At 40.6% G+C, this 25,801-nt stretch carries 24 protein-coding genes; 11 read left to right on the top strand and 13 right to left on the bottom strand.

The genetic code is table 11. The features are described from left to right. Positions 1 to 147 precede the first annotated feature (147 nt). The 3 genes from ABJV04_RS01685 to glyQ are packed head-to-tail and all read right to left on the bottom strand — an operon-like array spanning position 148 to position 3,605. Positions 148 to 591, bottom strand: a complete 444-nt coding sequence (locus ABJV04_RS01685) for a hypothetical protein (protein WP_348489374.1) — start codon at positions 589 to 591, stop codon at positions 148 to 150. Between the two features lie 19 nt (positions 592 to 610). Next, positions 611 to 2,683, bottom strand: a complete 2,073-nt coding sequence (gene glyS, locus ABJV04_RS01680; protein ID WP_348489373.1) for a glycine--tRNA ligase subunit beta — start codon at positions 2,681 to 2,683, stop codon at positions 611 to 613. Further along, complete coding sequence (gene glyQ / locus ABJV04_RS01675; RefSeq protein ID WP_348489372.1) at positions 2,676 to 3,605, bottom strand: glycine--tRNA ligase subunit alpha; 930 nt, start codon at positions 3,603 to 3,605, stop codon at positions 2,676 to 2,678. Before glyQ ends, glyS begins: the two co-directional genes overlap by 8 nt. A 150-nt stretch (positions 3,606 to 3,755) precedes the next feature. On the opposite strand from glyQ, the gene ABJV04_RS01670 reads away from it, so the two are divergent. Next, complete coding sequence (locus tag ABJV04_RS01670) at positions 3,756 to 4,319, top strand: DNA-3-methyladenine glycosylase I (protein ID WP_348489371.1); 564 nt, start codon at positions 3,756 to 3,758, stop codon at positions 4,317 to 4,319. Between the two features lie 204 nt (positions 4,320 to 4,523). Here the strand turns inward: ABJV04_RS01670 and ABJV04_RS01665 are convergent, their stop codons facing one another. From ABJV04_RS01665 to ABJV04_RS01655, 3 genes are all read right to left on the bottom strand, one after another. Continuing rightward, on the bottom strand, positions 4,524 to 4,976 hold the full coding sequence (locus tag ABJV04_RS01665) for a DUF2489 domain-containing protein (protein WP_348489370.1): 453 nt from the start codon (positions 4,974 to 4,976) through the stop codon (positions 4,524 to 4,526). A gap of 11 nt (positions 4,977 to 4,987) precedes the next feature. Next, the gene (gene yihI, locus ABJV04_RS01660) at positions 4,988 to 5,515 is read right to left on the bottom strand and encodes a Der GTPase-activating protein YihI (protein ID WP_348489369.1); all 528 of its coding nucleotides are present in this window, start codon (positions 5,513 to 5,515) and stop codon (positions 4,988 to 4,990) included. Positions 5,516 to 6,118: 603 nt separating this feature from the next. After that, positions 6,119 to 6,748 (bottom strand): c-type cytochrome, encoded by a 630-nt coding sequence (locus ABJV04_RS01655; protein WP_348489368.1) that lies wholly within the window; start codon positions 6,746 to 6,748, stop codon positions 6,119 to 6,121. Positions 6,749 to 6,935: 187 nt separating this feature from the next. Here ABJV04_RS01655 and yihA point away from each other — a divergent pair, with 187 nt between their 5' ends. After that, positions 6,936 to 7,556, top strand: coding sequence for a ribosome biogenesis GTP-binding protein YihA/YsxC (yihA, locus tag ABJV04_RS01650; protein ID WP_348489367.1), 621 nt, complete (start codon positions 6,936 to 6,938; stop codon positions 7,554 to 7,556). Between the two features lie 519 nt (positions 7,557 to 8,075). Here the strand turns inward: yihA and polA are convergent. Continuing rightward, complete coding sequence (gene polA, locus ABJV04_RS01645; protein ID WP_348489366.1) at positions 8,076 to 10,862, bottom strand: DNA polymerase I; 2,787 nt, start codon at positions 10,860 to 10,862, stop codon at positions 8,076 to 8,078. 933 nt (positions 10,863 to 11,795) lie between these two features. On the opposite strand from polA, the gene ABJV04_RS01640 reads away from it, so the two are divergent. Beyond that, positions 11,796 to 13,247 carry a TrkH family potassium uptake protein gene (locus ABJV04_RS01640; RefSeq protein ID WP_348489375.1) on the top strand — a complete coding sequence of 484 codons (1,452 nt, stop codon included), beginning with the start codon at positions 11,796 to 11,798 and terminating at the stop codon, positions 13,245 to 13,247. A gap of 59 nt (positions 13,248 to 13,306) precedes the next feature. Here the strand turns inward: ABJV04_RS01640 and ABJV04_RS01635 are convergent, their stop codons facing one another. The 5 genes from ABJV04_RS01635 to def form a co-directional block, all read right to left on the bottom strand. Next, complete coding sequence (locus ABJV04_RS01635; protein ID WP_348489365.1) at positions 13,307 to 13,843, bottom strand: DUF2780 domain-containing protein; 537 nt, start codon at positions 13,841 to 13,843, stop codon at positions 13,307 to 13,309. A 104-nt stretch (positions 13,844 to 13,947) separates the two neighbouring features. Further along, complete coding sequence (trkA, locus tag ABJV04_RS01630; protein WP_348489364.1) at positions 13,948 to 15,327, bottom strand: Trk system potassium transporter TrkA; 1,380 nt, start codon at positions 15,325 to 15,327, stop codon at positions 13,948 to 13,950. A gap of 22 nt (positions 15,328 to 15,349) precedes the next feature. Beyond that, entirely contained in the window at positions 15,350 to 16,690 is a 1,341-nt protein-coding gene (gene rsmB, locus ABJV04_RS01625) for a 16S rRNA (cytosine(967)-C(5))-methyltransferase RsmB (RefSeq protein ID WP_348489363.1), read from the bottom strand. Further along, positions 16,687 to 17,652: a methionyl-tRNA formyltransferase gene (gene fmt, locus ABJV04_RS01620; protein ID WP_348489362.1), complete on the bottom strand. Its 966-nt coding sequence runs from the start codon at positions 17,650 to 17,652 to the stop codon at positions 16,687 to 16,689. Before fmt ends, rsmB begins: the two co-directional genes overlap by 4 nt. A 16-nt stretch (positions 17,653 to 17,668) precedes the next feature. Continuing rightward, positions 17,669 to 18,181 (bottom strand): peptide deformylase, encoded by a 513-nt coding sequence (gene def / locus ABJV04_RS01615; protein ID WP_303477087.1) that lies wholly within the window; start codon positions 18,179 to 18,181, stop codon positions 17,669 to 17,671. A 215-nt stretch (positions 18,182 to 18,396) separates the two neighbouring features. Here def and ABJV04_RS01610 point away from each other — a divergent pair, with 215 nt between their 5' ends. The 8 genes from ABJV04_RS01610 (at position 18,397) to ABJV04_RS01575 (ending at position 24,451) form a co-directional block, all read left to right on the top strand. Beyond that, positions 18,397 to 19,470 carry a LysM domain-containing protein gene (locus ABJV04_RS01610; RefSeq protein ID WP_348489361.1) on the top strand — a complete coding sequence of 358 codons (1,074 nt, stop codon included), beginning with the start codon at positions 18,397 to 18,399 and terminating at the stop codon, positions 19,468 to 19,470. Between the two features lie 31 nt (positions 19,471 to 19,501). Further along, entirely contained in the window at positions 19,502 to 20,671 is a 1,170-nt protein-coding gene (dprA, locus tag ABJV04_RS01605; RefSeq protein WP_348489360.1) for a DNA-processing protein DprA, read from the top strand. A 1-nt stretch (position 20,672) separates the two neighbouring features. Beyond that, positions 20,673 to 21,149: a DUF494 family protein gene (locus ABJV04_RS01600; protein WP_303477080.1), complete on the top strand. Its 477-nt coding sequence runs from the start codon at positions 20,673 to 20,675 to the stop codon at positions 21,147 to 21,149. Positions 21,150 to 21,213: 64 nt separating this feature from the next. Further along, a complete protein-coding gene (locus ABJV04_RS01595; protein ID WP_348489359.1) occupies positions 21,214 to 21,783 on the top strand; it encodes a topoisomerase DNA-binding C4 zinc finger domain-containing protein in 570 nt (189 codons plus the stop codon). 81 nt (positions 21,784 to 21,864) lie between these two features. Next, positions 21,865 to 22,428: a Sua5/YciO/YrdC/YwlC family protein gene (locus ABJV04_RS01590; protein WP_348489358.1), complete on the top strand. Its 564-nt coding sequence runs from the start codon at positions 21,865 to 21,867 to the stop codon at positions 22,426 to 22,428. A 2-nt stretch (positions 22,429 to 22,430) separates the two neighbouring features. Then, complete coding sequence (gene hemF / locus ABJV04_RS01585) at positions 22,431 to 23,369, top strand: oxygen-dependent coproporphyrinogen oxidase (RefSeq protein WP_348489357.1); 939 nt, start codon at positions 22,431 to 22,433, stop codon at positions 23,367 to 23,369. 6 nt (positions 23,370 to 23,375) lie between these two features. Then, positions 23,376 to 24,206: a shikimate dehydrogenase gene (gene aroE, locus ABJV04_RS01580; protein WP_348489356.1), complete on the top strand. Its 831-nt coding sequence runs from the start codon at positions 23,376 to 23,378 to the stop codon at positions 24,204 to 24,206. After that, positions 24,203 to 24,451, top strand: a complete 249-nt coding sequence (locus tag ABJV04_RS01575; RefSeq protein WP_348489355.1) for a DUF1488 domain-containing protein — start codon at positions 24,203 to 24,205, stop codon at positions 24,449 to 24,451. Before aroE ends, ABJV04_RS01575 begins: the two co-directional genes overlap by 4 nt. Positions 24,452 to 24,488: 37 nt before the next feature. Here ABJV04_RS01575 and ABJV04_RS01570 read toward each other — a convergent pair whose 3' ends face one another. Then, positions 24,489 to 25,028 (bottom strand): gamma carbonic anhydrase family protein, encoded by a 540-nt coding sequence (locus ABJV04_RS01570; RefSeq protein WP_348489354.1) that lies wholly within the window; start codon positions 25,026 to 25,028, stop codon positions 24,489 to 24,491. Positions 25,029 to 25,801: the final 773 nt, after the last annotated feature.

Here is a 25,801-nt window from a genome sequence, read left to right as displayed (position 1 = left end):
AGGTTGAGTTTTAGTGGAGCACTTTTGAGGCCTATAGGAACCATGGCTTTAATCTGCACTTCTTCGGGGGTAATTATTCAGGCGCTTTTCTGGAAGAACACCTCTTAGGTTTGCCTAAGAGGTGAGTATTTAGATACTAATTAGAAGTTAAGCTTTTTCGATGTAAACAACAGGGGATTGGTCGTGGGTAAAGTCGATGAAAAAATCATATGCGCCTGTTTCATTAGGTGTGAATTGAAAATTCCCACCCGGATTTTCACAGGAAGACTTTGCTGTTTTACCTACAGTTAATACTTTTCCTGCTGTGCCTGTTGGGCTTCCACAGTCATATCCAGGAGTGTAGTTTTCATCAGCAAATTTAAAGTCATAAGGCTGTCCATCAGCAATTAGCTTCACGGTTGCCTTATAAAGGTTGCCATTTACCTTTTCAATCCGATAGTTCTCGTCCGCTTCCCACCAAGTAAAAACACCCCGGAGGTAAAAGCTTTGGTAGTCTTTTTCCATGATTTGCTCAACAAAAGTAGTGGAGCAACCTGAAACAAAGGTACTGGCTAAAACTATTAAGGCGAGTTTATTTTTCATAATCTTCAATTTAGACCCCAACTTTTTTCTATTCGTGTCTTAATAACGATATGTCAGCACACTTAAGGAAAAGCTGACGTAATTGTAATAGAAGCGCTAGGCGATTGTTTTTAACCGACTGGTCGTCTGCCATTACCATTACATTATCGAAGAATGCATCAATACTGGTCGCCAGTTGCGATAGAACCTGCAGCACAGCTTCGTAATCGCCTTTTGCAAGCAATGGCGCAGCTTCTTCTTGAATGCGGGCTATCTCATCTGCTAGGTGCTTCTCTTGTGCTTCCACCAACAAACTGTTGTCTAACTTATATTCGTCAGACACATTATTCTTATCTAAAATGTTCGCAACGCGTTTGTTTGCAGCTGCCAATGCTTGGGCACTAGGCAGTAACTTAAACTGCTTCACACCGTGGATACGAGCATCAAAATCAGCAGGTGCCGTAGGACGTCGAGAAAGTACTGCTTGTATGACATCAACTTCAATGCCTTGTTCCTGATACCAAGTTCTAAATCTTCCCAAAATGAAATCTACAACTTGTTCTTGGGTTTCATCGTTACTTATTTTCTCTTTTAATAGCTGATAAGCATCCGCAACGAGGTCAGCCAAATCGATAGGCAGTTTAAGCTCAACAGCAATACGCAGAATTCCTATGGCTGCACGTCTGAGTGCAAATGGGTCTTTATCACCTTTAGGCAATTGACCTATTCCAAAAATACCAACTAGGGTATCTAATTTATCAGCTAGAGCCACTGCACAACTTACTTTAGACTGGGGAAGGGCATCTCCAGAAAAACGCGGCATATATTGTTCGTTTAAGGCGTTAGCAACCACCTCATCTTCGCCATCGTGATTGGCATAGTGCATTCCCATAACACCTTGTACATCTGGGAATTCCATTACCATTTCAGTCATCAAATCAGTTTTTGATAACAAACCAGCTCTTGCAGCTTGAGTTTCGTTGGCATCAATATGCTTAGCAATTTTTGCTGCTAACTCAGAAATTCTGCGGGACTTGTCTGCTAAGGTACCTAATTGCTTTTGAAACAAGACGCTTTCTAAACTATCCAAGCGACTTTCTAATGTGTGTTTCTTATCAGTTTCAAAGAAAAAGCGCGCATCAGATAAACGTGGACGAATAACTTTTTCGTTACCCTGAATAACTTGAATGGGATCTTTACTTTCAATGTTAGTTACAAACAGAAAGCGTGATTTTAGCTCACCGTTTTCATCTAACATTGGGAAATATTTTTGATCACCTTTCATAGTATAAATTAAGGCTTCTTTAGGTACTTGTAAAAACTCGTCTTCAAAATTAGCAACCAAAACTACCGGCCATTCAACTAAGGCTGTCACTTCATCCAATAAGTCTTGCTCCAGCTCTACTACGCCGTTTTCTTTAGCAGCAGCTTCTTGTAGTTGCTCCTTGATGATATCTTGGCGCGTTTGATAGTCAGCAACAACATAATGATCTTTTAACTGATTTTGATAATCATCAGCGTGAGCCAGCTCAAAGCTGCGTTCACCATGGAATCTGTGGCCGTTAATCGTTCTAGCGGATTTTAAGCCTAGAACCGTACCATCAATCACACTATCTCCGTAAAGCATACAGAGGCTGTGTACAGGGCGTATAAACTGAATTCTTTTGTTACCCCAGCGCATGGCTTTAGGGATGGGAAGTTTTTTTAGTGCGGTTGCAACAATATCTTCTAATAAAGAGGGTAGTGTTTTACCTGCCACGCTCGCGACGTGTAACAACCATTCACCTTTGTCGGTTTTTAAGCGTTGTGCTTGTTCGACTGTGATGCCGTTAGAACGCGCCCAACCTTCAGCTGCTTTTGTAGGGTTACCTTCGTCATCAAATGCAGCGTTTACCGCTGGGCCACGTTTTTCAACTTCTTTATCAAGTTGTTTCTCAGCCAGGGCGATGACTTTTACAGCCAGGCGTCTTGGAGAAGCGTAGCTTTCAATGCTATCGAACCCTAGGTCTGCGCCTTGCAAACCTAATTTGATGTTTTCAGAAAAAGCCTGGGATAGGTTTTTCAATGCTTTTGGTGGAAGTTCTTCCGTACCCAGTTCAACTAACAGATTTTCTTTACGCATTACCTTTATCTCCCTTGTTAGCGTCGTCTTTACACATGGGGAAACCGAGTTTTTCTCGACTCTGGTAATAGGCCTCTGCAACCGCTTTGGCTAGAGTACGCACTCGCAATATGTAGCGTTGACGCTCTGTTACCGAAATTGCATGACGTGCGTCTAACATATTAAATGCATGGGATGCTTTCATAACTTGTTCGTAGGCAGGAAGGGGTAATCCAGCTTCTATCATCCGTTGGCTGTCCTTTTCACATTGATCAAAGGTTCCGAATAGGGCTTTAACATCTGCATGTTCAAAATTATAGGCAGACTGTTCGACTTCATTTTGGTGAAAAACGTCGCCATAGGTGACTTTACCCATAGGGCCATCAGTCCAAACCAAATCGTAGATACTATCTACCCCTTGGATGTACATTGCTAAGCGCTCTAAGCCATAGGTAATTTCACCTGTCACTGGTGCGCACTCAAGACCTCCAACTTGTTGGAAATAGGTAAACTGAGTCACTTCCATGCCGTTTAACCAAATTTCCCAACCTAGGCCCCAAGCACCCAAAGTAGGGGATTCCCAGTTATCTTCCACGAAACGAATGTCGTGTACTAAGGGATCAAAACCTAGCTCTCTTAATGAGTCTAGGTAAAGCTCTTGAATATTATCAGGGGAAGGCTTGAGCATAACTTGGAACTGATAGTAATGCTGTAAGCGATTAGGGTTTTCGCCATAACGGCCATCAGTAGGACGGCGACAAGGCTGCACGTAGGCACTGCTTATCGGCTCTGGTCCTAAAGATCTTAAAAATGTCATAGGGTGGAAGGTACCTGCGCCCACTTCCATGTCTAGTGGCTGGATAATTACACAGCCTTGACGGGCCCAAAAATCCTGCAATGCGAGGATGAGACCCTGAAACGTCTTTATATCAAACTTTTGCATGTACAATCACTACATTATCGGTTACTAAAAAAATGCCCGCCAGTATACCTTTTGTATTGCTTTGAATGTAGGCTAAATCACCGAATATTGTAATAAACATGCATGTTGAGCCTAAGTTCTTTAGAATTTTGCATAAAATGAGGAAAGAGTGTGGATATAAAGCGTTGTAGTTGGGCGGGGAAAGACCCCATTTATCAAGAATATCACGATAAAGTTTGGGGGCGACCGGTTAAGGATCCCAAAGAATTGTTCGCAAAATTATGTTTAGATGGGCAACAGGCTGGACTGAGTTGGATTACTATTCTCAAAAAACAACAAAACTATGAAGCCGCTTTTCATCATTTCGAACCCAGTAAAATCGTATTGATGGATGATGACGATGTTGAACGGTTAATGTTGAATAAAGGCATCGTCAGAAATCGTTTAAAAATAAAGTCGATTATTAACAACGCGCACGCATATTTGAACATGCAGCAAGAGGGGATTCAGTTTGATGATTTTATTTGGAGCTTTGTGGATCACAAAGTGATAAAAAACCACTGGAAAAAAGCCAGTGAAGTGCCTAATTCCACCCCTGAATCTGACCTAATGGCTAAAGCCCTTAAGAAAAAAGGCTTTAGCTTTGTTGGGACGACAATTTGTTATGCTTTTATGCAGGCGGTGGGCCTTGTTAATGACCACACCACGGACTGTCATTGTTATCAGCAGGAGTAAACCAAAAATTAGACAAGCTATATATTAAGCCGAAACTCAAATTGATGGTTTTAATATAAGCGTTAGTGCAAGTCTTTCTGCCTCACAAATCTAACCCTAACGACTCAGGAAACCACCTAGAATCCGCCTTTGAGAGTGAGGTTCAACTTCCTTAATTAGCATTATTGGTCGAAATATTGATACCCAATTGGTAATAGGGGGTTATTAACTAAAACTCAACGACCTTATCATTACCATTTCTTTTAAAATGCCAGATTCTAATTTTGCCTCTTGTTCTTCGCGTTTTTGATCCTGTTGTGCCCTTACCTGAGGAGGTAAAGCCTTACGTTGTTGATGCGTTGGCAATTCCCTAACCGCTAAAAATAGATTGTACAGATTAGGGTAGTCTCGCTGACAGTTAGGCGGTGAAGCAACTGGTACGCTATCTAACAAATTAACCAGTCTAATTGCCCCTTCAGATAGATTACATTGCTGCTGCTCTACTGCCCAGGCAATTGTGTGCACGCTTTCCATAATTCTAACCACACGTTCTTGGCGGGCTTTTTGTTGAACATCTTTCTGGCGTTTTAATTGAAACAATAATTTACCAGCATAAAAAGCAAGTGAAGCAATGATCAAAAGGGCTATTGCAACCAAGGTATAGGCTAAAACCGACAAAACTCTATCTCCTATTTAAACTCATTGATATTAATAGACTCAAAGCGCGCAAAAGGATCGTCTTCTTTGTTTTCGGTTTGCTCATCTATTGTTTCAGCTTCTCCATTAATGCCTAACAAATCGCATAGTTCTCTATGCCTAGCAAGTTTTTTGTCTACATAACGTTTGTTGTCAGCACTTAAAACTACACCGCTATCCATCTCGTCTAATAGATTATTTAAACGGTCATTATTTTCTAACTCTGCTAATTCTTGAGCAGGAGAGAAGTATTTTGGTTTGCTTGGCTTAGGTTTAGACTTGAACTCTTTTGCTTCTACAATTAATGGAATCGGCTTTTTACTGCCAACTCTTGGATCATTTTGTTTGGATTGTTGAGGACTTTGTTGATTCAACTCAACGGCACTATGGCGGCTTCCTGATGGATTGCCTTTATGCTTTTTGGGTTTAGTGTTGTTCGGATCTTTTGGTTTCCTTGGCGCCCAACTTTCTTTAGGAACACCTATGCGCCCAACTTTACGAGATTTTTTGATTCTAGCCATAATAATTGTTTGCCATATTAAATTAATTAGCTATTTTAGCGCATTTTAGACCTAGTTATACAGGTTTAATATGCTGATAATTTATGTGGGTTAGATAGGCTATGTAGTTTAGTAAATGCAATTTTCGAAAAGTAGGCGATTTAGTAAAAATTGATATGAGTTGGATGAAGTAAGTTTATGCAAAAACTTAATAAAAATTAGATAAGAAAAAAGGCAACAGAAGCCTGTTGCCTTTTAGATATAGAGTGTCGTATGACACTTCTCCCGTTACGTGTTCGTCCTAAACCTTTATTGCTATCCTTTTCATATACTTCACTTTTTATTTTTTTTCACGAAGCATTAATATTGTTTTGGGTCTTCCTGACACTTTATAGTTAATCCATAATTTCCAACATGGAACCTCAATGAACAGCTGTTTATTATTGTTATTAACTGTTCTAACTTCCCTGACAAACCTTATAAGATTTGCTTATCCTTCTTTTTATTTGCCAAAAAGAATACAGCAAAAAAATTATTTTACAACTTATTTACATTCAATAAACAAAAAAAGTGAACCTTTTGGTCTAAAGGTTCACTTTTCATCTTTTTATTTTGCTAAATAATTTAGTGCAGGCCGCCTAAATATTGAGAAAGTATCTCGATATCTTCATCAGTTAGCTTGGCTGCAATATCTCTCATCATTCCGTTAAGATCGTTTGCGCGCGTGCCGGCTTTGAATCTTTCTAGCTGTGATTTCAAATAAGCAGCTTTTTGACCGCTAATATCAGGAAATCCTGCTAAACCTAAACCATTTCCTCGTGGGCCGTGACATGCAATACAAGCTGTAATACCGCGATCTAAATCACCACCGCGATATAACTGACCACCTTTTTCAACCACATCTTCTGGAGTAGTGCCTGGTTTAGCTTCTTGACTAGCTAAGAATGCGGCAAGATCTAACATTTCTTGCTCGTTCAACATTGCTGCTTGTGAGCTCATTACTGGGTCGTAACGACCCTCTGCACCGGCAGTCTCGCCGCCTAGTTTCAATTCTCTGAGCTGCTTTGCAATATATTCAGCGTGTTGGCCGGCAATAGATGGATAAATATCCAATGGGCTATTTCCATCAGCTCCGTGACAGGCAATACAGCCTTTACTTGTAACTAACTCTTCACCCGCTTGTGCGTCGCCTTTAGCAAATACCGAAGCTGAAAAACCTACGGTCAAACACACCAACAAACCCAATCTTTTCATAGTGACTCTCAAAACATCTTATGCATTGGTTAATAGAATACCAGTATTTTACACATTTAATGGCGCGATAAAATCATTTCCCGAACAATTGTGTGGATATTTCAGTGTTTTAGCCGAATAAATGCAGTTAACTGGTATACTATGCCTTAAATATACCCCTAATTACAGTTTTCAAAAGAGAGTTAGAGTGAGTCATTACAGTCACGCCAAATTTATTACCAGTGCTCCAGATATCCGTCACCTTGAAAAAGACGAGGGAAATGAAGTTGCTTTTGCTGGTCGCTCAAATGCCGGAAAATCCAGTGCATTAAATCGTCTTACACGCCAGAAAAGTCTCGCTAGAACGAGTAAAACCCCAGGCCGGACTCAGCTAATTAATGTATTTGAGATCGAAGAAGGGCGAAGGTTAGTGGATTTGCCTGGTTATGGTTACGCCAAAGTACCTATGGAAATGAAACTAAAATGGCAAAAATCCCTAGGTGAATATTTACAAATGCGTAAAAGTCTTACGGGCTTAGTGGTGTTAATGGATATACGCCATCCTTTCAAAGATTTAGATCAACAACTGATTTATTGGGCCGTTGAGCGAAACTTACCGGTTTTGGCATTGTTGACTAAAGCTGACAAATTGAAGTCGGGAAAACGCAAAGCTCAACTATTAATGGCAAGAGAAGCATCTATGGCATTTTGTGGCGATGTAACCGTTCATGCTTTTTCGTCATTAAATGGATTAGGTTTGGATAACGTTGAACGTGTATTAGATAGATGGTTAGGTTTTACTGAAAGTGAAGAGTTTATCGAAGAATAACTTCCATCTTATTGTTTAGCTCAGCACCTTGCATTGCAATCTTCGCTGAATTTAAAAGCATCAGATAAAAAAAAGCCCCTTCAAAAGAAGGGGCACAGGATAGAGAGAAAACACATAAAAACCGTATATTCAGAGTAGCTAATTTCGATAAAGTTCACTTGTTCTCAATAAAAATGCATTTTTTCTAAAAAATCACATTTTACATTCCTAAAAAACAGCAATTAAAACCTTAGTAAATATATTCAAAACGCAAGTTTCCCCATGTATATAGGGATGAGAGCTTTATGTGTATTTAATAAATGGCTAGCAGGGCAGGAAGAGGGAAGGTCCTGATTTGTGTTCGTTCAGGCATAAAAAAACCCCAGCAAATTGCTGGGGTCGAAAGCAAAGGTATATCTAACTTAATAAGTTAACCTCTGTACCCTACAAAGTTCATTTTAGCTATGGAATTGAAAAAATCAAATATTTTCGTAATATTATTACAGAAAAAGCTAAAAAACCTATTGGGTATTTACTTTTTTAGTGCGCTTCGTCCCAGTTTTTACCTTCTCCAGCCTCTACAATTAAAGGGACTGATAGCTTGCAGGCATTTTCCATAAGGGAAATGATGGATTCTGTATGTTCCTTAATTTTTTGTTCTTTTATTTCAAAAACCAGTTCATCATGTACTTGCATGATCATTTGAACATCATCATTTTCTAAGCTCTCTATCCAGTCATCGACCTTTAACATTGCCATTTTAATGATATCCGCAGCAGTACCTTGCATTGGCGCATTGATTGCTGCCCGTTCTGCACCTTGACGTCTCATTCCATTGCTGGCGTTGATATCTGGTAGATATAGTCGACGACCAAACACGGTAGAAACAAATCCATCTTCTTTTGCTGCAACACGAGTCTGCTCCATATATTTGAGAACACCAGGGTATCGTTCAAAGTACAAGTTCATATACTTTTGAGCGTCTTGTCTTGGAATATTTAATTGTTTAGCTAAACCAAATGCTGACATGCCGTAAATTAAGCCAAAGTTGATAGCTTTGGCACTGCGCCTTTGATCCGTTGTCACTTTATCTAATTCAACACCAAATACTTCAGCAGCGGTGGCTTTATGTACGTCTTTACCGGAAGAAAACGCCTCTAATAGTCCTTTGTCTTCTGACAAGTGAGCCATTATTCTCAATTCGATTTGAGAATAATCGGCAGCGACAATTTTGTAGCCTTTTCTTGCAATAAAGGCTTGTCTAACTTTTCTGCCTTCTTCAGTTCTGATCGGGATATTTTGTAAATTAGGCTCTGTGGATGAAAGGCGTCCAGTAGCGGCAATAGCTTGATGGTAACTAGTGTGAACTCTGCCCGTTCTTGGATTTATCATTTTCGGCAGTTTATCGGTATAAGTATTCTTCAGTTTCGTAAGCCCACGAAACTCCATTAATAATTTGGGTACAGAGTAGTTTAACGCTAGTTCCTGAAGGACTTCCTCGGCAGTTGAGGGGGCACCCTTAGGTGTCTTTTTCAAAACCGGAAGATCTAATTTTTTAAATAGAATTTCTTGTAATTGTTTAGTTGAGCCTAAATTAAATTCTTCGCCAGCCATCTCATGCACTTCTTTTTCTAATTGCATTATTCGCGACGCTAAATTTTGGCTTTGTTGCAACAGAGTTTGGCTATCGATTAAGACGCCTCTTTGTTCCATCTTTGATAAAACCGATGCTAATGGGACCTCAATATTAAGCAGCACTTCCTTTAACGATTCATGCTCACACAATTTGGGCCATAACTCTTGGTGCAAGCGCAGAGTGATATCAGCGTCTTCAGCTGCATAAGGTGAAGCTTGTTCTAAAGGAATTTGATTAAAGGTTAGTTGTTTCGCCCCTTTACCGGCAATTTCCTCAAAGCTAATGGTGTTATGTTCTAGATAATATTTAGAAAGGCTATCCATATCGTGACGGGAGGCGACACTATTGAGAACGTAAGATTCAAGCATGGTATCGTATTGAATTCCGCGCAAAACGATATCGTAGTTGGCTAAAACATTTTTATCATACTTAAGATGTTGGCCTACTTTTTTGTGGGACTCACTTTCCAATAATGGTTTGAATTTTTCTAATACCATGGCGCGATCGAGTTGCTCTGGCGCATCTAAATAGTCATGGGCAAGCGGCAAATATGCTGCTTCTCCTTCTTTGACGGAAAATGACATTCCAACCAGTTCCGCTTCCATGTAATTTAAACTCGTTGTTTCGGTATCAAAAGCAAACAGTTCGGCTTGCTCTAACCGCGTTAACCATTCTTGTAATTCAGCTTCTGTCAATATTGTGGTGTAGGCTGTTTCCGTCACTTTAGGCGGCGTGGTAATGTCGGTTTCGTCAATTTTAGCGGTATTTGCTTTAGCTTTAGTTTTACTAGCGGAGCTTAGAATACTGCGGCCATCGGTCGCTTCTGCCAACCAGCGTTTAAATTCATATTCTCTAAATAGTTCAACTAATTCCTCATGAGCCGGCGCAGTAGGGCTAAGCTCAGTTGGACCAAATTCGAGTTCTACATCAAGTTTGATGGTCGCTAGTTCGTATGACAGTCGTGCTTGCGTTTCGAATTCGCGCATTTTATCGGCCATCTTCTTTGCGCCTCTAAACTCAAGGTTGGCGATTTTATCGAGATTTTTGTATATCTCATCAATGCTGCCTATACCTTGCAATAAGCCCAAAGCGCTTTTATCACCGACTCCTGGAACGCCTGGAATATTATCGACTTTATCTCCTTTGAGGGCTAGGAAATCGATAATTAGGTTAGCTGGGATACCAAATTTCTCGACCACCCCTTCGGTATCCATAATGTGATTGTTCATGGTATTGATTAGGGTGACATGCTCATTAACCAATTGGGCCATATCTTTATCGCCGGTACTGATTAACGTTGGGATACCTTGTTCAGTCGCTTGTTGGGCGAGGGTGCCAATGACATCATCGGCTTCAACACCATCTTCAACAATTAAGGGTAGTCCCATTGCTTTAATAATTGCATGTAGAGGGGCAATCTGGCTTCTAAGCTCATCAGGCATAGGGGGGCGATTAGCCTTATACTCAGGGTATATATCATCTCTAAAGGTTTTGCCTTTAGCATCAAATATTACCGCCATATGGGTAGGAGAATATTGCTGTATTAGACTGCGTAGCATGTTTACTACACCGTATATTGCTCCTGTGTCTTGCCCCTTGGAATTGGTCAATGGGGGCATACCGTGGAAGGCTCTAAAAAGATATGAGGAGCCGTCTACTAGGATAAAAGGGTTGTTTGGAACCGAAGCCATAGAAGATCCATATTGATTAAGCTGGAAAAGGCGTCAGAATGCCACATAAACCAAGAATCATCTACTATCAAAGTTGTGGATAACTTTGTAGATAAAAAGTTTTGGGCAGCACTAAACGCATCAAAAATAATTCTTTTTAATGTTCTCAAAGCCTTACAGGCTGTACTTTTCGTTATTAGGAAGAAGGAATATCCTTTAACATATTGTTTTTATTATCTTGTGGATAACTTTTTACACTAGGTGTTTGTTCTAGATTTTGTATTAGCTTGTAGTCCCAACTTTATCTAGCAGTTCTAACATTCTAAACATTACTTAGAACAATAAAACTGAACTGCTCACGTAAGATCCATTTACTTGGCAAATCGACAGATTCTGATTAGCTGAAAATCGAGCAGGGCAGTAATGTACCATATAAAAAACATTAGTGTACCTGTAGCCTTAAACTATTTTTGAATCAAACCTTGAAGGTTAAAATGCGTATTTGCATAAGCCATATAAATAGCGGGCTGTAGGTTAAGTAATGTACAATGTTGTGAGCTGGCGTTGACTGAAAAAATTTACGAAAGTTGATTGTTTGTTGGTGCTTACTTACTTATCTTTGGGTAGGTTTTATGTTTATATGAATATCTGAAATCCGCTATTTTTAGCTAACAAAAGTGTGGTTAAAATCGGTTAATAACTTGAGGGAGAGATTGGCTAAAATACTCCTCGAAAGTGACTTTATACTAGTAACGAAGTTACAAGCTTAATAAAAACAATATTTTAAACCTAGATTAATTACAATTAGTACTTTAGATTTGAGTCTTAGCAGATGATAATTGCATAAATGACAAACCACTAAATAGACAAGATTCTATCTTGTTAGAGATGCACTAATATGAATCCAAACCACCAGTGCGGTCTGCACCTATTAATTAGGGTGAACGCGCAATGATGCAATACCGCACTATTATTCGTATTTTGGGGTTATTGGTTGCGTTGTTCAGCTCAACAATGTTGTTTCCCGCAACAATCTCATTGATTTTCGAGGATGGTAGTGGTTTACCCTTCATACTGGCTTTCTTTTTAATTTTATTCACCGGTTTAGCCATTTGGTATCCCAATAGGCGACATCGAAATGATCTTCGCGCTAAAGAAGGATTTTTGATTGTTGTTTTATTTTGGGTGGTGTTAGCCAGTTTCGGTGCGTTTCCATTTCTGTTGCTAGACCAACCCAGCATGACGGTAACTGATGCTTTTTTTGAATCATTTTCGGCATTAACCACTACTGGTGCTACCGTCATCGAAGGCATCGAATACCTTCCTAAGTCAGTCCAGTTCTATCGCCAACAATTACAGTGGTTAGGGGGGATGGGGATCATTGTATTGGCAGTCGCTATTTTACCTATCTTAGGGGTTGGGGGCATGCAGTTGTATCGCGCTGAAACTCCTGGTCCGGTGAAAGATTCTAAAATGACCCCACGGATTGCAGATACAGCGAAACACTTATGGTATATCTACCTTACGTTGACCGTTACTTGTTCAGTTGCATATTGGGCTGCTGGGATGGATTGGTTTGATGCCATATGCCATTCATTTTCGACTATAGCAATTGGTGGGTTCTCCACTTATGACGCGAGTTTAGGGCACTTCAATAGTCCGGTTATCAATCTTATCTGTGTGGTGTTCTTATGGATAGCAGCCCTTAATTTTGCGCTGCATTATGCGGCCGCCAGTGGACGTACTTTGCGTGGATACATTTACGATCCAGAATTTAAGGCTTTCTTTTTTATCCAATTTGTATTGATTTTGGTGTGCTTTTTAGTGTTGGTAAACCATCAGATTTTCGGTACTGCAGAAACGGCTTTTAATCAGGCAATATTCCAAGCAGTGTCTATTAGTACTACTGCCGGCTTTGTTACTACAGACTTTTCTAGTTGGCCGGTATTTCTACCCATATTATTAATTTTCTCAAGTTTTATTGGCGGTTGTGCTGGTTCAACAGGAGGAGGATTAAAAGTTATTCGAGTATTTCTTTTGTACCTGCAAGGTAAACGAGAAGTCGAAAGGCTAATACATCCTAAAGCGGTCTATTCTGTTAAGTTAGGAGATCGTCTCATGCCTGAGCGAGTTGTGGAGGCCGTATGGGGCTTCTTTTCCGCCTATGCAATGATATTTGTGGTCATCATGATTGGCTTAATAGCCACTGGCATGGACAATTTGACGGCATTTTCTGCTACTGCAGCAACGTTAAATAATTTAGGCCCGGGTTTAGGGACGGTGGCCGGTACTTTTGCTGATGTGTCTGATTCAGGGAAGTGGTTATTGATTGTTGCTATGCTGTTTGGTCGACTTGAAGTGTTTTCTTTGTTGGTGTTATTTTCTCCAACATTTTGGCGCAGCTAATTACCGCTGCGCCATTAATGGATGTATTTCTCGATTAAATGGACCAACTAAACGGTTGTTTAGTTTAGTAAACCTTGAAAGCCCTGCATTAACAAATCTTTAGCTTGTTTGCCTTCTTCTGTGTCCAAGTATGTTTTCGCTTGCTCTACGTATTGCATAATCATTTCAGGTTTTAGGCCAAGTGCTTCAAATTGTTTTTTCACATCGTTAATGGCTTTTACCGATTCGCTGTACTCTGAGGCTTTGTCTAGTAAAGAACCAAGACCGTCAGAACTTTTCAATTCACTGACATCCGGTGCTGCACTGATTAATTCGTTAATACCCGGCAAGGTTTCAGATAACTGACTAAATTTGTCTGCACTTAAATTACCTTTTACATAATTAAACAATGAACCTAAGCCGCCTTCAGCTTGCGATGAATCGACGTTTAAGTTTTCAATTAAACTACCAACCATTGCACTAGATGTTGGTGTGGTTTCTTCTGCTTCTTCACTGAATCCAAACATGCTTTTTAGCGAATCAAACCAACCTTCGGCATGGGATTGAGCTGAAAAAGTTAATGTAGCAACAGTAAGTAAAATAGCGATATTTTTCATTTTTTGTCTCTGTAAAAAGTTGACGATTTATCAACGGGTTTAACTGCAATAATCGATTAATTTAACATATTTTAAAGTTCTAAAGATATACAACTATTGTTTAACTAACCAAAGAAGAAAGCGCTAGGTTGGAATAGTTTTTCCACATCTGAAATGAATTTTTTATCCACTAAAAATAAGATAACGTGATCATTAGCTTCGATTGACGTAGTGCTATGGGCAATAATAACTTCATCTTGGCGTACGATTGCACCTATGGTCGTTCCCGGTGGTAGCTTGATGTCACTTATTTTTTTGCCAATAACTTTGGAGGTGCTTTCATCGCCATGTGCAATAGCTTCGATGGCCTCGGCTGCCCCTCTGCGCAACGAATAAACGTTAACGATATCACCACGTCGAATATGAGTAAGTAAAGCGGATATAGTCGCCTGTTGTGGAGAAAACGCAATATCAATTTCGCCGCCTTGCACTAGATCTACATAAGCGCTTCTTTGAATTAATACCATGGCTTTTTGTGCGCCAAGTCGCTTGGCTAACATGGCCGACATGATGTTTGCTTCGTCATCGTTGGTTACTGCGATAAAAGCATCAACCTGTCGAACGTTTTCATCTGTCAATAGTTCATGGTCGGACGCATCGCCGCAAAAAACGATGGTTTTATCTAAATGGGCAGATAAGTACTTTGCACGTTCTTGTGAGTACTCTATTAACTTAACGTTATGATTGTGCTCCAAGCGTTTGGCTAACCCTGCGCCAATGAGTCCTCCGCCAGCTATCATAATTCGTTTGTAGCTGGACTCAAGTTTCTGAAGTTCGCTCATCACGGCTCTAATGTGTTTAGTCGCAGCGATAAAAAACACTTCATCATCGGCTTCGATTACCGTTGATGCTAGTGGTCTTATTGGTCTTCCGCGGCGATAAATAGCCGCTACACGAGTTTCAACATTGGGCATGTGCTCGCGCAATGTTGATAACGCATGGCCCACTAAAAGGCCGCCGTAATAGGCTTTAACGGCTACTAAGCTGGCTTTTCCATCAGCAAATTCCACCACCTGTAATGCGCCCGGGTAATCAATCAATCGTTTGATTGCTTTAGTCACCAATTGTTCTGGAGCAATTAAGTGATCCACAGGAATATCTTGATGGTGAAACAGTTTGTCTTGATGAATAATATATTGCTCTGAACGCACTCGAGCAATTTTGGTGGGCGTATTAAATAGGGAGTGCGCAACCTGACAGGCCATCATGTTACTTTCATCGCTATTGGTCACGGCAATCAACATATCAGCATCTTCGGCACCGGCTTTTTCTAAAATATCCGGGTGCGAACCAACACCATGTACAACTCGAAGATCGAGTCGGTCTTGCAACGACCGCAATGTATCTAGATCTGAATCAATGACGGTAATTTCGTTTTTCTCACCAACCAAGTTTTCGGCTAATGTACCGCCTACTTGACCTGCGCCTAGAATTATAATTTTCATAAGGTGTTAATTTCGAGACAATTTACTTTGCATTAGAAGACTTTAGCAGTCTCGCATAATAGAAACCATCCATTTGTTTTTCTCCGGGTAGAATTTGTCTGCCAGGCAATGGGGTTTCGTCGTGATCACGCAACTCACTAAGAGTCGCATCTTCATTGTTTTGCAAAAACTCACTAATTTGCAGATGGTTCTCTTCAGGCAAAATAGAGCAGGTGGCGTAGAGTAATGTTCCACCGGGTTTTAAAATAGTCCACATGGTTGCGAGTATCTCTTTTTGCAACTCAACCAATGCTTCAATATCGGCGTTTTTACGTAGCCATTTAATGTCCGGATGACGTCTAATGACACCTGTTGCAGAGCACGGTGCATCAAGTAGAATACGATCAAACAATTGACCGTCCCACCAACTGCTTGTATCTAGTGCATCTGCGGCCACCAACTCAGCATCTAGTTTTAATCGAGTTAAATTTTCTCTAACTCTATCCAATCGAGAGTCGTCAATATCTAGGGCAATACACTTTTGTAAGTTGGCTTGGCGCTCTAATATGTGACAGGTTTTACCACCAGGTGCCGCGCAGCAATCTAATACTAGGTCGCCTGCTTGGGCATCTAGATAGCCTGCCGCTAATTGCGCTGCGCCATCTTGCACTGCAAATAGACCTTGCTGATAACCAGGTAATTGCGTGATGTCTTGGCCTTTAGTCAGAATCAGTCCGTCAAGGTGCTCATCACTTACCGTGTAATCAACCCCTTGTTCATTTAACAAGGTTTTAAAGTCGTTGATATTGGTTTGACGATTATTTACCCGTAACCAAATTGGCGGTCTTTGCTGCATTGAAGCACAGAGTTCTTCTAATTGTTCGGGGTAGGCAACTTGTAGTCGTTTAAACAACCACTTAGGTAAGCCTGAACGAATGTGTGGGTCTTCAATTTCTTGTTGTGCTAATTCTTGACGAATAAAGTTACGTAATAGAGCATTGACCAAGCCTTTTAAGGGTTCAACCTTGAGTTGTCGCGTTGCAGCTACGGTTTCAGAAACCGCTGCATGAGTGGACACTCGGGTAAAGGCCAATTGATAAAAGCCGAGCATAATCAGATGTTCAGCTACTTTGTATTTGTTTTTGAGGGGTTTATCTAACAATACTCTTAACCAGCTTTGCAAAACAGGTAATTGGCGTAATACCCCAAAGACCATTTCTTGCAACCAAGCTTTGTCTTTATCTGAATATAACTCTTGAACCTTAGGCAGGGATTCCCGTGAAGACTGGCCGTTTTCTAAAATTTGATAAAGTACTTTGGCAGCATCAGCACGTAAAGTTTTACTGGTTTTTTTCACTCTTTTTTCATCAGATGAATGACTCACGAGAGGGTTTGACCCGTTATAAACCAACTTTTTCTAGCATTGATTAGGTCTGTGACTGTCATTGGCTTTTTACCGGGAATTTGTAATTTGGTGAGCAATAGATTGTTTTCCCCTGTGGCGACTTCAATACCTTTTTTGGTAACCGAAATGATTTTACCAGCTTGCTCTTGATTAGCGGTTGCTGTCTCAATGATGCTCGCTTCCCACAGTTTAATGGCGATAGCTTGCTCATCATCCTCTGGGGTTAGCTCGAAATATGCTACCGGCCAAGGATTAAATGCTCGAACATTACGTTCAATTTGCTGCGCAGGTGCTTGCCAGTCAATGCATGCTTCTTGTTTGCTCAGCTTTTCGGCGTAATTAGCGAGTGTATCGTCTTGTACTTCTGGCTCGATGTTGTCGATATTATCTAAACACTCAAGCAATGCGTCTGGACCGATTTTCGCTAATTTATCGTATAAACTTGCGCTGGTGTCACTAGGCTCTATGGAAATGGATTTTTTAAGCAACATTGCTCCAGTATCCAATCCCTTATCCATTTGCATGATGGTTACACCGGTTTGTTCATCACCCGCCCAAATGGAGCGTTGGATAGGAGCGGCACCGCGCCAACGAGGTAATAAAGAACCGTGAACATTTAAGCAACCTAATTTAGGAGTATCTAAAACGATTTGTGGCAGTATTAAACCGTAAGCCACAACAATCATAATATCTGGTTTGAGTTCAGCCAATACTTGCTGCGCTTCGGGATCTTTTAAGGATAGAGGTTGTTGTACATCAAGGTCATGTTCCAGCGCTAATTGTTTCACTGCACTTGCTTGAAGCTTTTTACCACGTCCTGCTGGACGATCTGGTTGGCTGTATACAGCTAGGATATTATGTTCAGAATCTATTAATGCTTGTAGATGTTGTGATGCAAAGTCCGGCGTACCGGCAAACACGATATTCAATTTTTTGCTCAATGTAGCACTCCAGACATCAAGATGCTCGGGCGGCGAGGCGCGCTTCTTTTTCTAACTTGCTGCGGATGCGTTTGCGCTTTAGTGGCGACAAGTAATCCACAAATAATTTGCCTTTCAGGTGATCAAGTTCATGTTGAATACATATGGCTAACAAGCCATCTGCTTCTAAAGTGAATTCTTTACCTTCAGCGTCTAACGCTTTGACGATAACGTGCTCTGCACGTTCTACTTTTGCATAGTTGTTAGGTACAGATAGACAGCCTTCTTCACTGATAGCTTCTCCGTCCATTTCAATGATTTCCGGATTAATAAATACTCGAGGAGTATTTTGATCCTCGGAAATATCCATAACAACAACACGTTTATGCACATTTACTTGGGTGGCGGCAAGTCCGATACCGTTTTCTTCGCGCATGGTTTCGAACATGTCTTCTACTAACTTCGTAATTTCTCCGTCGACTTTCTCTACAGGCTTAGCGACTGTTCTGAGTCGTTCGTCGGGAAATTTTAATACATTTAAAATGGCCATCTTGATCTTCAGCTACACTATACTTTGGTGAATTAAGGTACATTTTTTTGAAAAACTGTACCCAGGGTCAGTATTAATTACTATACGGTTCAATAAAATACGCTATTGAATCATTTAAGGCGCTATTCTAGCCTAAAAAGAATTAAAGTTCGATCAAGCAAATCACTGTTTAGGTCGATACTTAACAACAAGGTTCGCTGCATTATGAGGTTGGTATGGGCAAAAGATTGAGTAAACTTCTGGTAATTCTATTGTTTTTACCATTAGCGACAATTGCAGACGTAATTAATATTAAACAAAGCGCGCCGCAAGTTTATGTCATTAAAAAAGGTGATACCTTGTGGGATATCTCCAATATGTACCTAAGCAAGCCTTGGTTGTGGCCAGAGTTGTGGCGTAACAATGTACATATTAACAACCCGCATTTGATCTATCCTGGTGACGAACTGAGGTTAAGATACAACGATCAAGGTGAACCTATTTTGGATCTTGTCCGTGACGATCCTAAACCACAAATCAAACTTTCCCCTGAAGGGCGGAAAGAACTGAAATCAGTTCAGCCAATAAATTTGTTGCCTTGGACAATTATTCAACCCTACATCGAAAGTAGCACCATTATGGATGAGGAAGAGTATGAACAGCTTCCTTATTTGCTAGGTAACCAGGATGGGAATACCGCATTTGCGTCAGGGGACTTAGTTTTGAGTAAAGCCGACTCGGATACTCCTGAACAGTATAACGTGGTGAGAAAACAAAATGAGCTCCGCGACCAATATGACAACTTGCTTGGTATTCAAATTCGTCATGTTGCTGATGCTACGCCTTTAGAAAGTGAAGTAGAGGGCCAGCATTTAGTCAAAGTAGAAGATGCGAATTTTGAAGCCAGACGAGGCGACAAGTTGCTTCCCCGCGAGGCTATGCAAGTTGGTAGCATGAAATTAAAGGCTGCAACGCGACAAAAAGGACGAATTATAAGTAGCTTAGAGCAACATAAGCTATTAGGTAAATACGATGTGGTAATACTTGACTTAGGTAGTCGTAAAGTAAAACCCGGCACTGTGTTAGGTGTATACGTGCAAGGTCCGAATATTCAAGTAAGCAGTAATCCTAAGTACGAAGGTGAAGGTAGCTTTGTAGATAACCTTTTTGATGGCAGTGATGAACTACAACAACCAGCCATAAAAGTGGGAGAAGTTGTGGTGTTCAAAGTATTCAAAAAAGCCAGTTATGGATTGATTACTCGCTCTACTAGAACAATTCGTGAAGGAGCAATTGTCGCCAAACCATAACAAACTAATGCAAAAATTTTAAGGACAGACCATGGCACAGGAAGTGCGGAACTGTGAACAAACTAAACCAGCTCAACTGACAGAGCCAAAGAACTCTGAAGAGGCCCTTCGAGGTTGGTTGGTACTAGACCAAATTCCTCATTTTGGCATGGGGAAATTGAAAAAATTTCAAAATCTGTACAATGTGCCTGCTCACTCTCTGCTAACTTATTCATCCTCCCAATTGGTTGATTTCGGGTTTGACTCTGCTCAAGTTAAGGCTATTACGTCACCTGATTGGCGCTTAATTGATAATGAACTCAATTGGCTCACATCAGGTAACTCGCGTTTTGCTGTTCATCCTGAGCACCCCGACTTTCCGGTATTATTGAAAGAAACATCTAGGCCACCCTTTGTGCTTTTTGGTTGGGGAAATAAAAAGCTACTCGCATCTAATCAAATTGCCATGGTGGGAAGTCGTAATCCCAGTCATTATGGCAAAAGTTGTGGGTTCGACTTTGCGCAAGGGCTCGCAAGGCAGGGCATTACTGTGACTAGTGGCTTAGCAATGGGAATTGATACTTGTGCTCACCAAGGGGCGTTGAATGTAGGCGGTAATACCGTGGCGGTGTTAGGCAGTGGCTTAGATAACCTTTACCCGAAACGCAATATTCGACTTGCTGAAGAAATTGTGCAGAATCAAGGTTTGGTATTGTCAGAATTTAGAGCAAATACTAAACCTACTCCCCATAACTTTCCGCGCAGAAACAGGATTGTCAGTGGTCTATCTCTGGGCGTGGTGGTCATTGAAGCTGCCATACGAAGTGGCTCCTTGATCACGGCAAAGTATGCCATTGAACAAAATAGAGAAGTCTTCGCTATTCCGGGGAATATAAATAACCCTTTGAGCGAAGGTGCGCATTTATTGATCAAAGAAGGCGCTAAACTCGTATCAAAATTAGAAGATATAACAGAAGAGTTTCAGAACCTTAATTCTTGTGTTCTAAAGGAATATTCAGAAAACAGTGAAAAAAGTCCAACTGAAAGCTTGGCAACCGACAAATTGTTAGATAGTGTAGACTATGACGTTACTGCGTTAGACGTCGTTATACAACGTAGCGATATGCCGATTAAAGTCGTATTGGCGCAATTATTAGAATATGAGTTGCGTGGTTTAGTAGTCTCTGTATCTGGAGGCTACATCAAATTGAGGGGTAAATAATATGTTCGATATCCTCATGTATCTGTTTGAAAATTTCATTCATAGCGAAACTGAAATTCGTGTTGATCAAGATGAATTGACAGACGAACTTGTGCGCGCTGGATTTCATCATGATGAAATCTACAAAGCGTTATCGTGGTTAGAGAAGTTAGCCGCTTTGCAAGAAACGGATATTAATCCGTATTTTGTTAAATCTGGTGGTGCTTTAGTCAACCGCATTTACACCCAAGAAGAAGAAATGCGATTGGATGTGCAATGCCGTGGATTCTTGATGTTTCTAGAGCAGATTAATGTTTTAGACTCAGTAACAAGAGAAATGGTGGTTGATAGAGTGATGGAGATAGATTCTAAAGAGTTCTGCCTCGAAGATCTGAAATGGGTTGTGCTGATGGTGCTATTTAATGTACCAGGTAAAGAAAACGCCTACGCGCAAATGGAAGATCTTTTATTTGAAGAGCCAGAAGGCCCCTTGCATTAAATTTCCGGTAGTAAAATTTGTGGCGATAGGCCACTGCGAAGAGAAGCAAATGGCATGATCAGTTATGTCTAAAATCGATCACACTCTTTTTGCCGCTCATGAGCACGCACTCGATGGAGATTTTGGTGTGTGTCCTGACTGCGGCGCAAAACTTCAGATTAAACGGGGGAAAAACGGTGCTTTCCTCGGTTGTAGCCAATATCCAACTTGTGACTTTGCCAAACCCTTGCATGACAACGCCACAGTCGAACTTAAACAAATCGATGGCTCACAATGTCCTGAATGTGGCTCCACTCTAGCGATTAAAAAAGGCCGTTTCGGCTTGTTTATTGGTTGCACAGGGTATCCTGACTGTCATCATATTGAAGCAATTAAGCAACAAAAAGATATTCATGTTCCTTGCCCTTCGTGTAAAACAGGTAAACTCCTTAAGCGCACCAATAAATACGGCAAAAATTTTTACGCCTGCGATGGGTATCCAAAATGTAAATATGTTTTAAATTCCCAACCAGTAGACAAAGTTTGTCCTAAATGTCATTGGTCGGTTTTAATCGAAAAGAAAGCAGACGGTCAGGTTTATTACCAATGCCCACAAAAAGATTGTGGCACCAAGGTTCCGGTAGATAGCGAATAACCTCATTTCCCTTTGGCGACTTTCCACATTAACCCATTTGCATTACACTCCACGTCTCAATTTTAAGTATTCCTTAAGTAAATGGATATAAGTCAAAACCCACATCATTTTAAGCAACAGTTTTTAGACGGCGTTGTTTTTGCGTATCCCACCGAAGCCGTTTTTGGTTTAGGTTGTGATCCCACGAACGAAGCGGCGGTAATGCAATTGTTGGCGTTAAAAAATAGACCCCTAGAAAAAGGTCTGATATTGATTGCCAGCAGCAAACAGCAACTAGTTAAATTTGTTAACTTTTCTGCCGTTGATTCAAAGATTCTCTCGGAAGTCGAGCAGTCTTGGCCTGGGCCAAACACTTGGTTATTACCGAAACAACAAGGAACTCCGGATTTTATTACGGGTGGTTCAGATTTGATTGCGGTTCGTGTAAGTGATCATCCTGTGGTGAATCAGATGTGTGATCTGCTCAACAGTGCAATCGTCTCAACAAGTGCGAATTTAAATGGTGAGCCTCCGGCTAAAACATGTGACCAAGTTCACGGGCAGTTTGGCAGTGAGCTATTGTGTTTAGATGGCGCTTTAGGTAATCAAAAAAATCCGAGCCAGATACGCAATGGCCTAACCGGTGAAACCGTAAGAGCAAGTTAACTATGAATTCAAAAAGTACTCCCGATATAGATTCAGTAAAGCAATTTCTACTAAAACTTCAAGACGATATTTGTCATACATTGGAGCTGGTGGATGGCAAAAAACAGTTTAAACAAGATAATTGGCAGCGTGAGGAGGGCGGAGGTGGCCGCACTCGAGTGTTAACCAACGGTCAAGTTATTGAACAAGGTGGTGTTAACTTTTCTCATGTGTTTGGTACCCAACTACCTGACTCAGCTACGGCTGCTAGACCTGAATTAATTGGTCGTAGTTTTCAGGCTATGGGCGTTTCCTTAGTTATTCATCCTAAAAACCCTTACGTTCCTACCTCCCACGCCAATGTGCGCTTCTTTCTAGCTGAGAAAGAAGGAGAAGAGCCAGTTTGGTGGTTTGGTGGTGGTTTTGACCTAACACCTTTTTATCCATTTATGGAAGATGTACAGCACTGGCATAGTGTAGCCAAACAGGCATGCTTGCCATTTGGCGAAGGGATGTATGAAAAGTATAAAGATTGGTGTGATAAATATTTTTATATTAAACATCGTAACGAAACCCGTGGTGTTGGTGGATTATTTTTTGATGACCTTAATGAATTAGGATTCGAACAATCATTTGAATTTATGAAGTCCGTGGGTAATGGTTTTCTTGATGCTTACATTCCCATTGTTGAAAGGCGCAAAGAAACGTCCTATTCGGAGCGCGAAAGACAATTTCAATTATATCGCCGTGGTCGCTACGTTGAGTTTAATTTGGTATACGATCGAGGTACCTTATTTGGTCTGCAAACTGGTGGAAGAACGGAGTCGATCTTAATGTCCATGCCACCTTTAGCGCGCTGGGAATATAATTTTCAAGCCAAGTCGAATACACCAGAAGCACGACTTACTGACGAGTTTTTGAAGCCAAAGGATTGGTTAAACGACCAGGATAAAGGGAAGTAATAGATTTTGAATATAGATAAATATGCTGTGTTTGGTAACCCTATAGCACAAAGTCGTTCACCACTGATTCACCAAACCTTTGCTGAGCAACGCCAAGAAATCATTGATTACCAAAAGATTTTAGGTCAAAAAGGCAACTTCTCTGCCAATTTAGATGAATTTTTCGCCGATCCTTATGCTAAGGGTTGCAACATAACCAGTCCTTTTAAACAAGATGCTGTTGAATGGGTTACCGAACTTTCTCCTGCAGCGGTTAAAGCGGGCGCTATTAATACGATTATTCGCTTAGGTGAGAATCGTTTCAGAGGTGAAACCACAGATGGTCCAGGCTTAGTATTAGACTTGAAACATCAGAACTTTGACTTTACCGATACGCGAATTCTATTGATTGGTGCTGGTGGTGCGGCTAGGGGAGTGATTCTTCCCATATTAGAACAAGGTGTGAAAGACATCACGATTGTTAATCGTACCAAAGAGAAAGCTACCGATTTAGCCAACTGGTTCGCTAATGATCAGGTTCATGCTGCAGATTTCGCTGAACTAAATGCTAACTTGTCACAACCTTTCGATCTAATCGTCAATTGCACATCGGCAAGTTTAAGTGGTCAAGTCCCGGACCTATCAGATCATGTCTTGTCTCAAGCACCTATGGTTTACGATATGGTTTACCTTTCTGAGCCAACAATATTTGTGCAACAAGCTAAAGCTTTAGGTGTGGCTAATACAAGTGATGGTTTAGGTATGTTGGTTGGTCAGGCCGCTCATAGTTTTAAATTGTGGCGGGGTTATATGCCAGATATCGAACCTGTGATGCAACAAATAAGACGTATGTTATGAATCAGGCTATTCAAATAGTGGATGGTTTTGAATATGACCAGCAATACCAGGGGCTTAAAATACTCGCTATGAACAGTGGAGCCTTGGTTAACTGTTATATTAGTGAAGTGAGCTTTGACGAAGCGGAAGGGTTTTATGCTCTTCACCAATTTGATGTTGAAGAGCATTTAATTTCATTAATAGAACAAGAAAGCTTTAATCATAATGGTGATATCGTCATTTCTAAATCTGAGTTGCTTAAATAGAAACAACTATCTTCTGTCGTACTTTCCAGATGAGCGATTATTCTTCTGCTAAATATTCGTCTTTAGTCACTAAATAGTTGTTTGCGGATATTTTTAAGAATGCTATTTCTGATTCTGAAAGCTTACGGGCCTGTTTTGCTGGACTACCAACATATAAATAGCCGCTTTCAAGAGTCTTATTGGGCGGCACTAAACAACCTGCGCCAACAAATACATCGTCTTCAACTATTGCACCATCCATTATAATGGCACCCATACCAACTAATATACGATTTCCCAATGTGCAACCATGCAACATGCATTTATGGCCTATGGTGACATCATCACCAACAATTAACGGGTAACCATCAGGATTATTAACACTAGAACGAGTGACGTGGAGAACGGTACCATCTTGAACATTCGTTCGATTACCGATCCGTATACTATTTACATCTCCTCTGGCAGCTACTAATGGCCAAATACTGACCTCATCCCCACAAACTACATCGCCCACTATAATACTGGAATTATCGATATAACATTTGTTGCCAAATACTGGTGTTATTCCTTTAAAGGATGAAATTGGTTTTTGCATGCTGTGCTACCTCTATAAACTGGCTTTACTATAATAGAACAATACTACCATTGTTTTAAAACATCGTCTTTTAGCTGATTAGCGTTAAACAGGTGTAAAAGGGAGTTGTCTATATAGGACTAGGTAAAAATATGGAAACCAACAAAAACTACCAAGTTTTCTATATTAGTAGTCTATTGTTTAATTGCTAATGCTGCTTGGCGAAGTTTCGATGCAGTTAAAAGCAGAGCTATCTTTAGGCCTTTAAGGTTTAAATCAATAACCCTAGGTGTGTAATAGTACGTATATGTAGGCAAATAAGTAAAAAATTACCAATAACTAAGCCTTTCTATTCTAGTTAGTCCGCCACAGCCCCTATATTCATCCTATAGTTCTTGTTCAAATAACCTCCAAAAACGGCTTAATTGATGCAAAAAACAGCAAACAAACGGTTTTTTTAATTTATTTTAAAATAGCGCTTGATCTTCCGATTATGCTCTGTAGAATGCGCGCCTCGCTTCGGGACAAACTTTAAAGAATGTCTCTTCTTAATCACCTTAATAGGTTGCTTAAGAGCAAGCCGCAAGGCAAGTGTGAAGCGGGATGAAGACAATTTAGCGATTTGAAATAAATTCAAAAAAACTAAATAAAAATGTTGACATCAAATATCGGAAGTGTAGAATACGCCTCCCGCTTGAGAGAGACCTAACGGACTCACTCAGCAGACAAGATTTTAAGGTAACGCCAAAGGGCAGTGACCTAGTGACAAAACCTTCGGGTAAAGACACTAAACG

Source organism: Aliiglaciecola sp., from assembly GCF_039982535.1.
In the GTDB taxonomy this organism is placed as follows: domain Bacteria; phylum Pseudomonadota; class Gammaproteobacteria; order Enterobacterales; family Alteromonadaceae; genus Aliiglaciecola.
This window is presented reverse-complemented; position numbering and strand designations above follow the sequence as displayed.

Bases quoted from the DNA above. Each gene is read 5' to 3' on its own strand.
- ABJV04_RS01590 (WP_348489358.1), top strand. From the start codon at position 21,865: ATGGATATAAGTCAAAACCCACATCATTTTAAGCAACAGTTTTTAGAC.
- hemF (WP_348489357.1), top strand. From the start codon at position 22,431: ATGAATTCAAAAAGTACTCCCGATATAGATTCAGTAAAGCAATTTCTA.
- glyQ (WP_348489372.1), bottom strand. From the start codon at position 3,605: ATGCAAAAGTTTGATATAAAGACGTTTCAGGGTCTCATCCTCGCATTG.
- yihI (WP_348489369.1), bottom strand. From the start codon at position 5,515: ATGGCTAGAATCAAAAAATCTCGTAAAGTTGGGCGCATAGGTGTTCCT.
- ABJV04_RS01655 (WP_348489368.1), bottom strand. From the start codon at position 6,748: ATGAAAAGATTGGGTTTGTTGGTGTGTTTGACCGTAGGTTTTTCAGCT.
- ABJV04_RS01640 (WP_348489375.1), top strand. From the start codon at position 11,796: ATGCAATACCGCACTATTATTCGTATTTTGGGGTTATTGGTTGCGTTG.
- polA (WP_348489366.1), bottom strand. From the start codon at position 10,862: ATGGCTTCGGTTCCAAACAACCCTTTTATCCTAGTAGACGGCTCCTCA.
- trkA (WP_348489364.1), bottom strand. From the start codon at position 15,327: ATGAAAATTATAATTCTAGGCGCAGGTCAAGTAGGCGGTACATTAGCC.
- dprA (WP_348489360.1), top strand. From the start codon at position 19,502: ATGGCACAGGAAGTGCGGAACTGTGAACAAACTAAACCAGCTCAACTG.
- ABJV04_RS01595 (WP_348489359.1), top strand. From the start codon at position 21,214: ATGTCTAAAATCGATCACACTCTTTTTGCCGCTCATGAGCACGCACTC.
- ABJV04_RS01575 (WP_348489355.1), top strand. From the start codon at position 24,203: ATGAATCAGGCTATTCAAATAGTGGATGGTTTTGAATATGACCAGCAA.
- glyS (WP_348489373.1), bottom strand. From the start codon at position 2,683: ATGCGTAAAGAAAATCTGTTAGTTGAACTGGGTACGGAAGAACTTCCA.
- ABJV04_RS01610 (WP_348489361.1), top strand. From the start codon at position 18,397: ATGGGCAAAAGATTGAGTAAACTTCTGGTAATTCTATTGTTTTTACCA.
- def (WP_303477087.1), bottom strand. From the start codon at position 18,181: ATGGCCATTTTAAATGTATTAAAATTTCCCGACGAACGACTCAGAACA.
- ABJV04_RS01600 (WP_303477080.1), top strand. From the start codon at position 20,673: ATGTTCGATATCCTCATGTATCTGTTTGAAAATTTCATTCATAGCGAA.
- ABJV04_RS01570 (WP_348489354.1), bottom strand. From the start codon at position 25,028: ATGCAAAAACCAATTTCATCCTTTAAAGGAATAACACCAGTATTTGGC.
- ABJV04_RS01635 (WP_348489365.1), bottom strand. From the start codon at position 13,843: ATGAAAAATATCGCTATTTTACTTACTGTTGCTACATTAACTTTTTCA.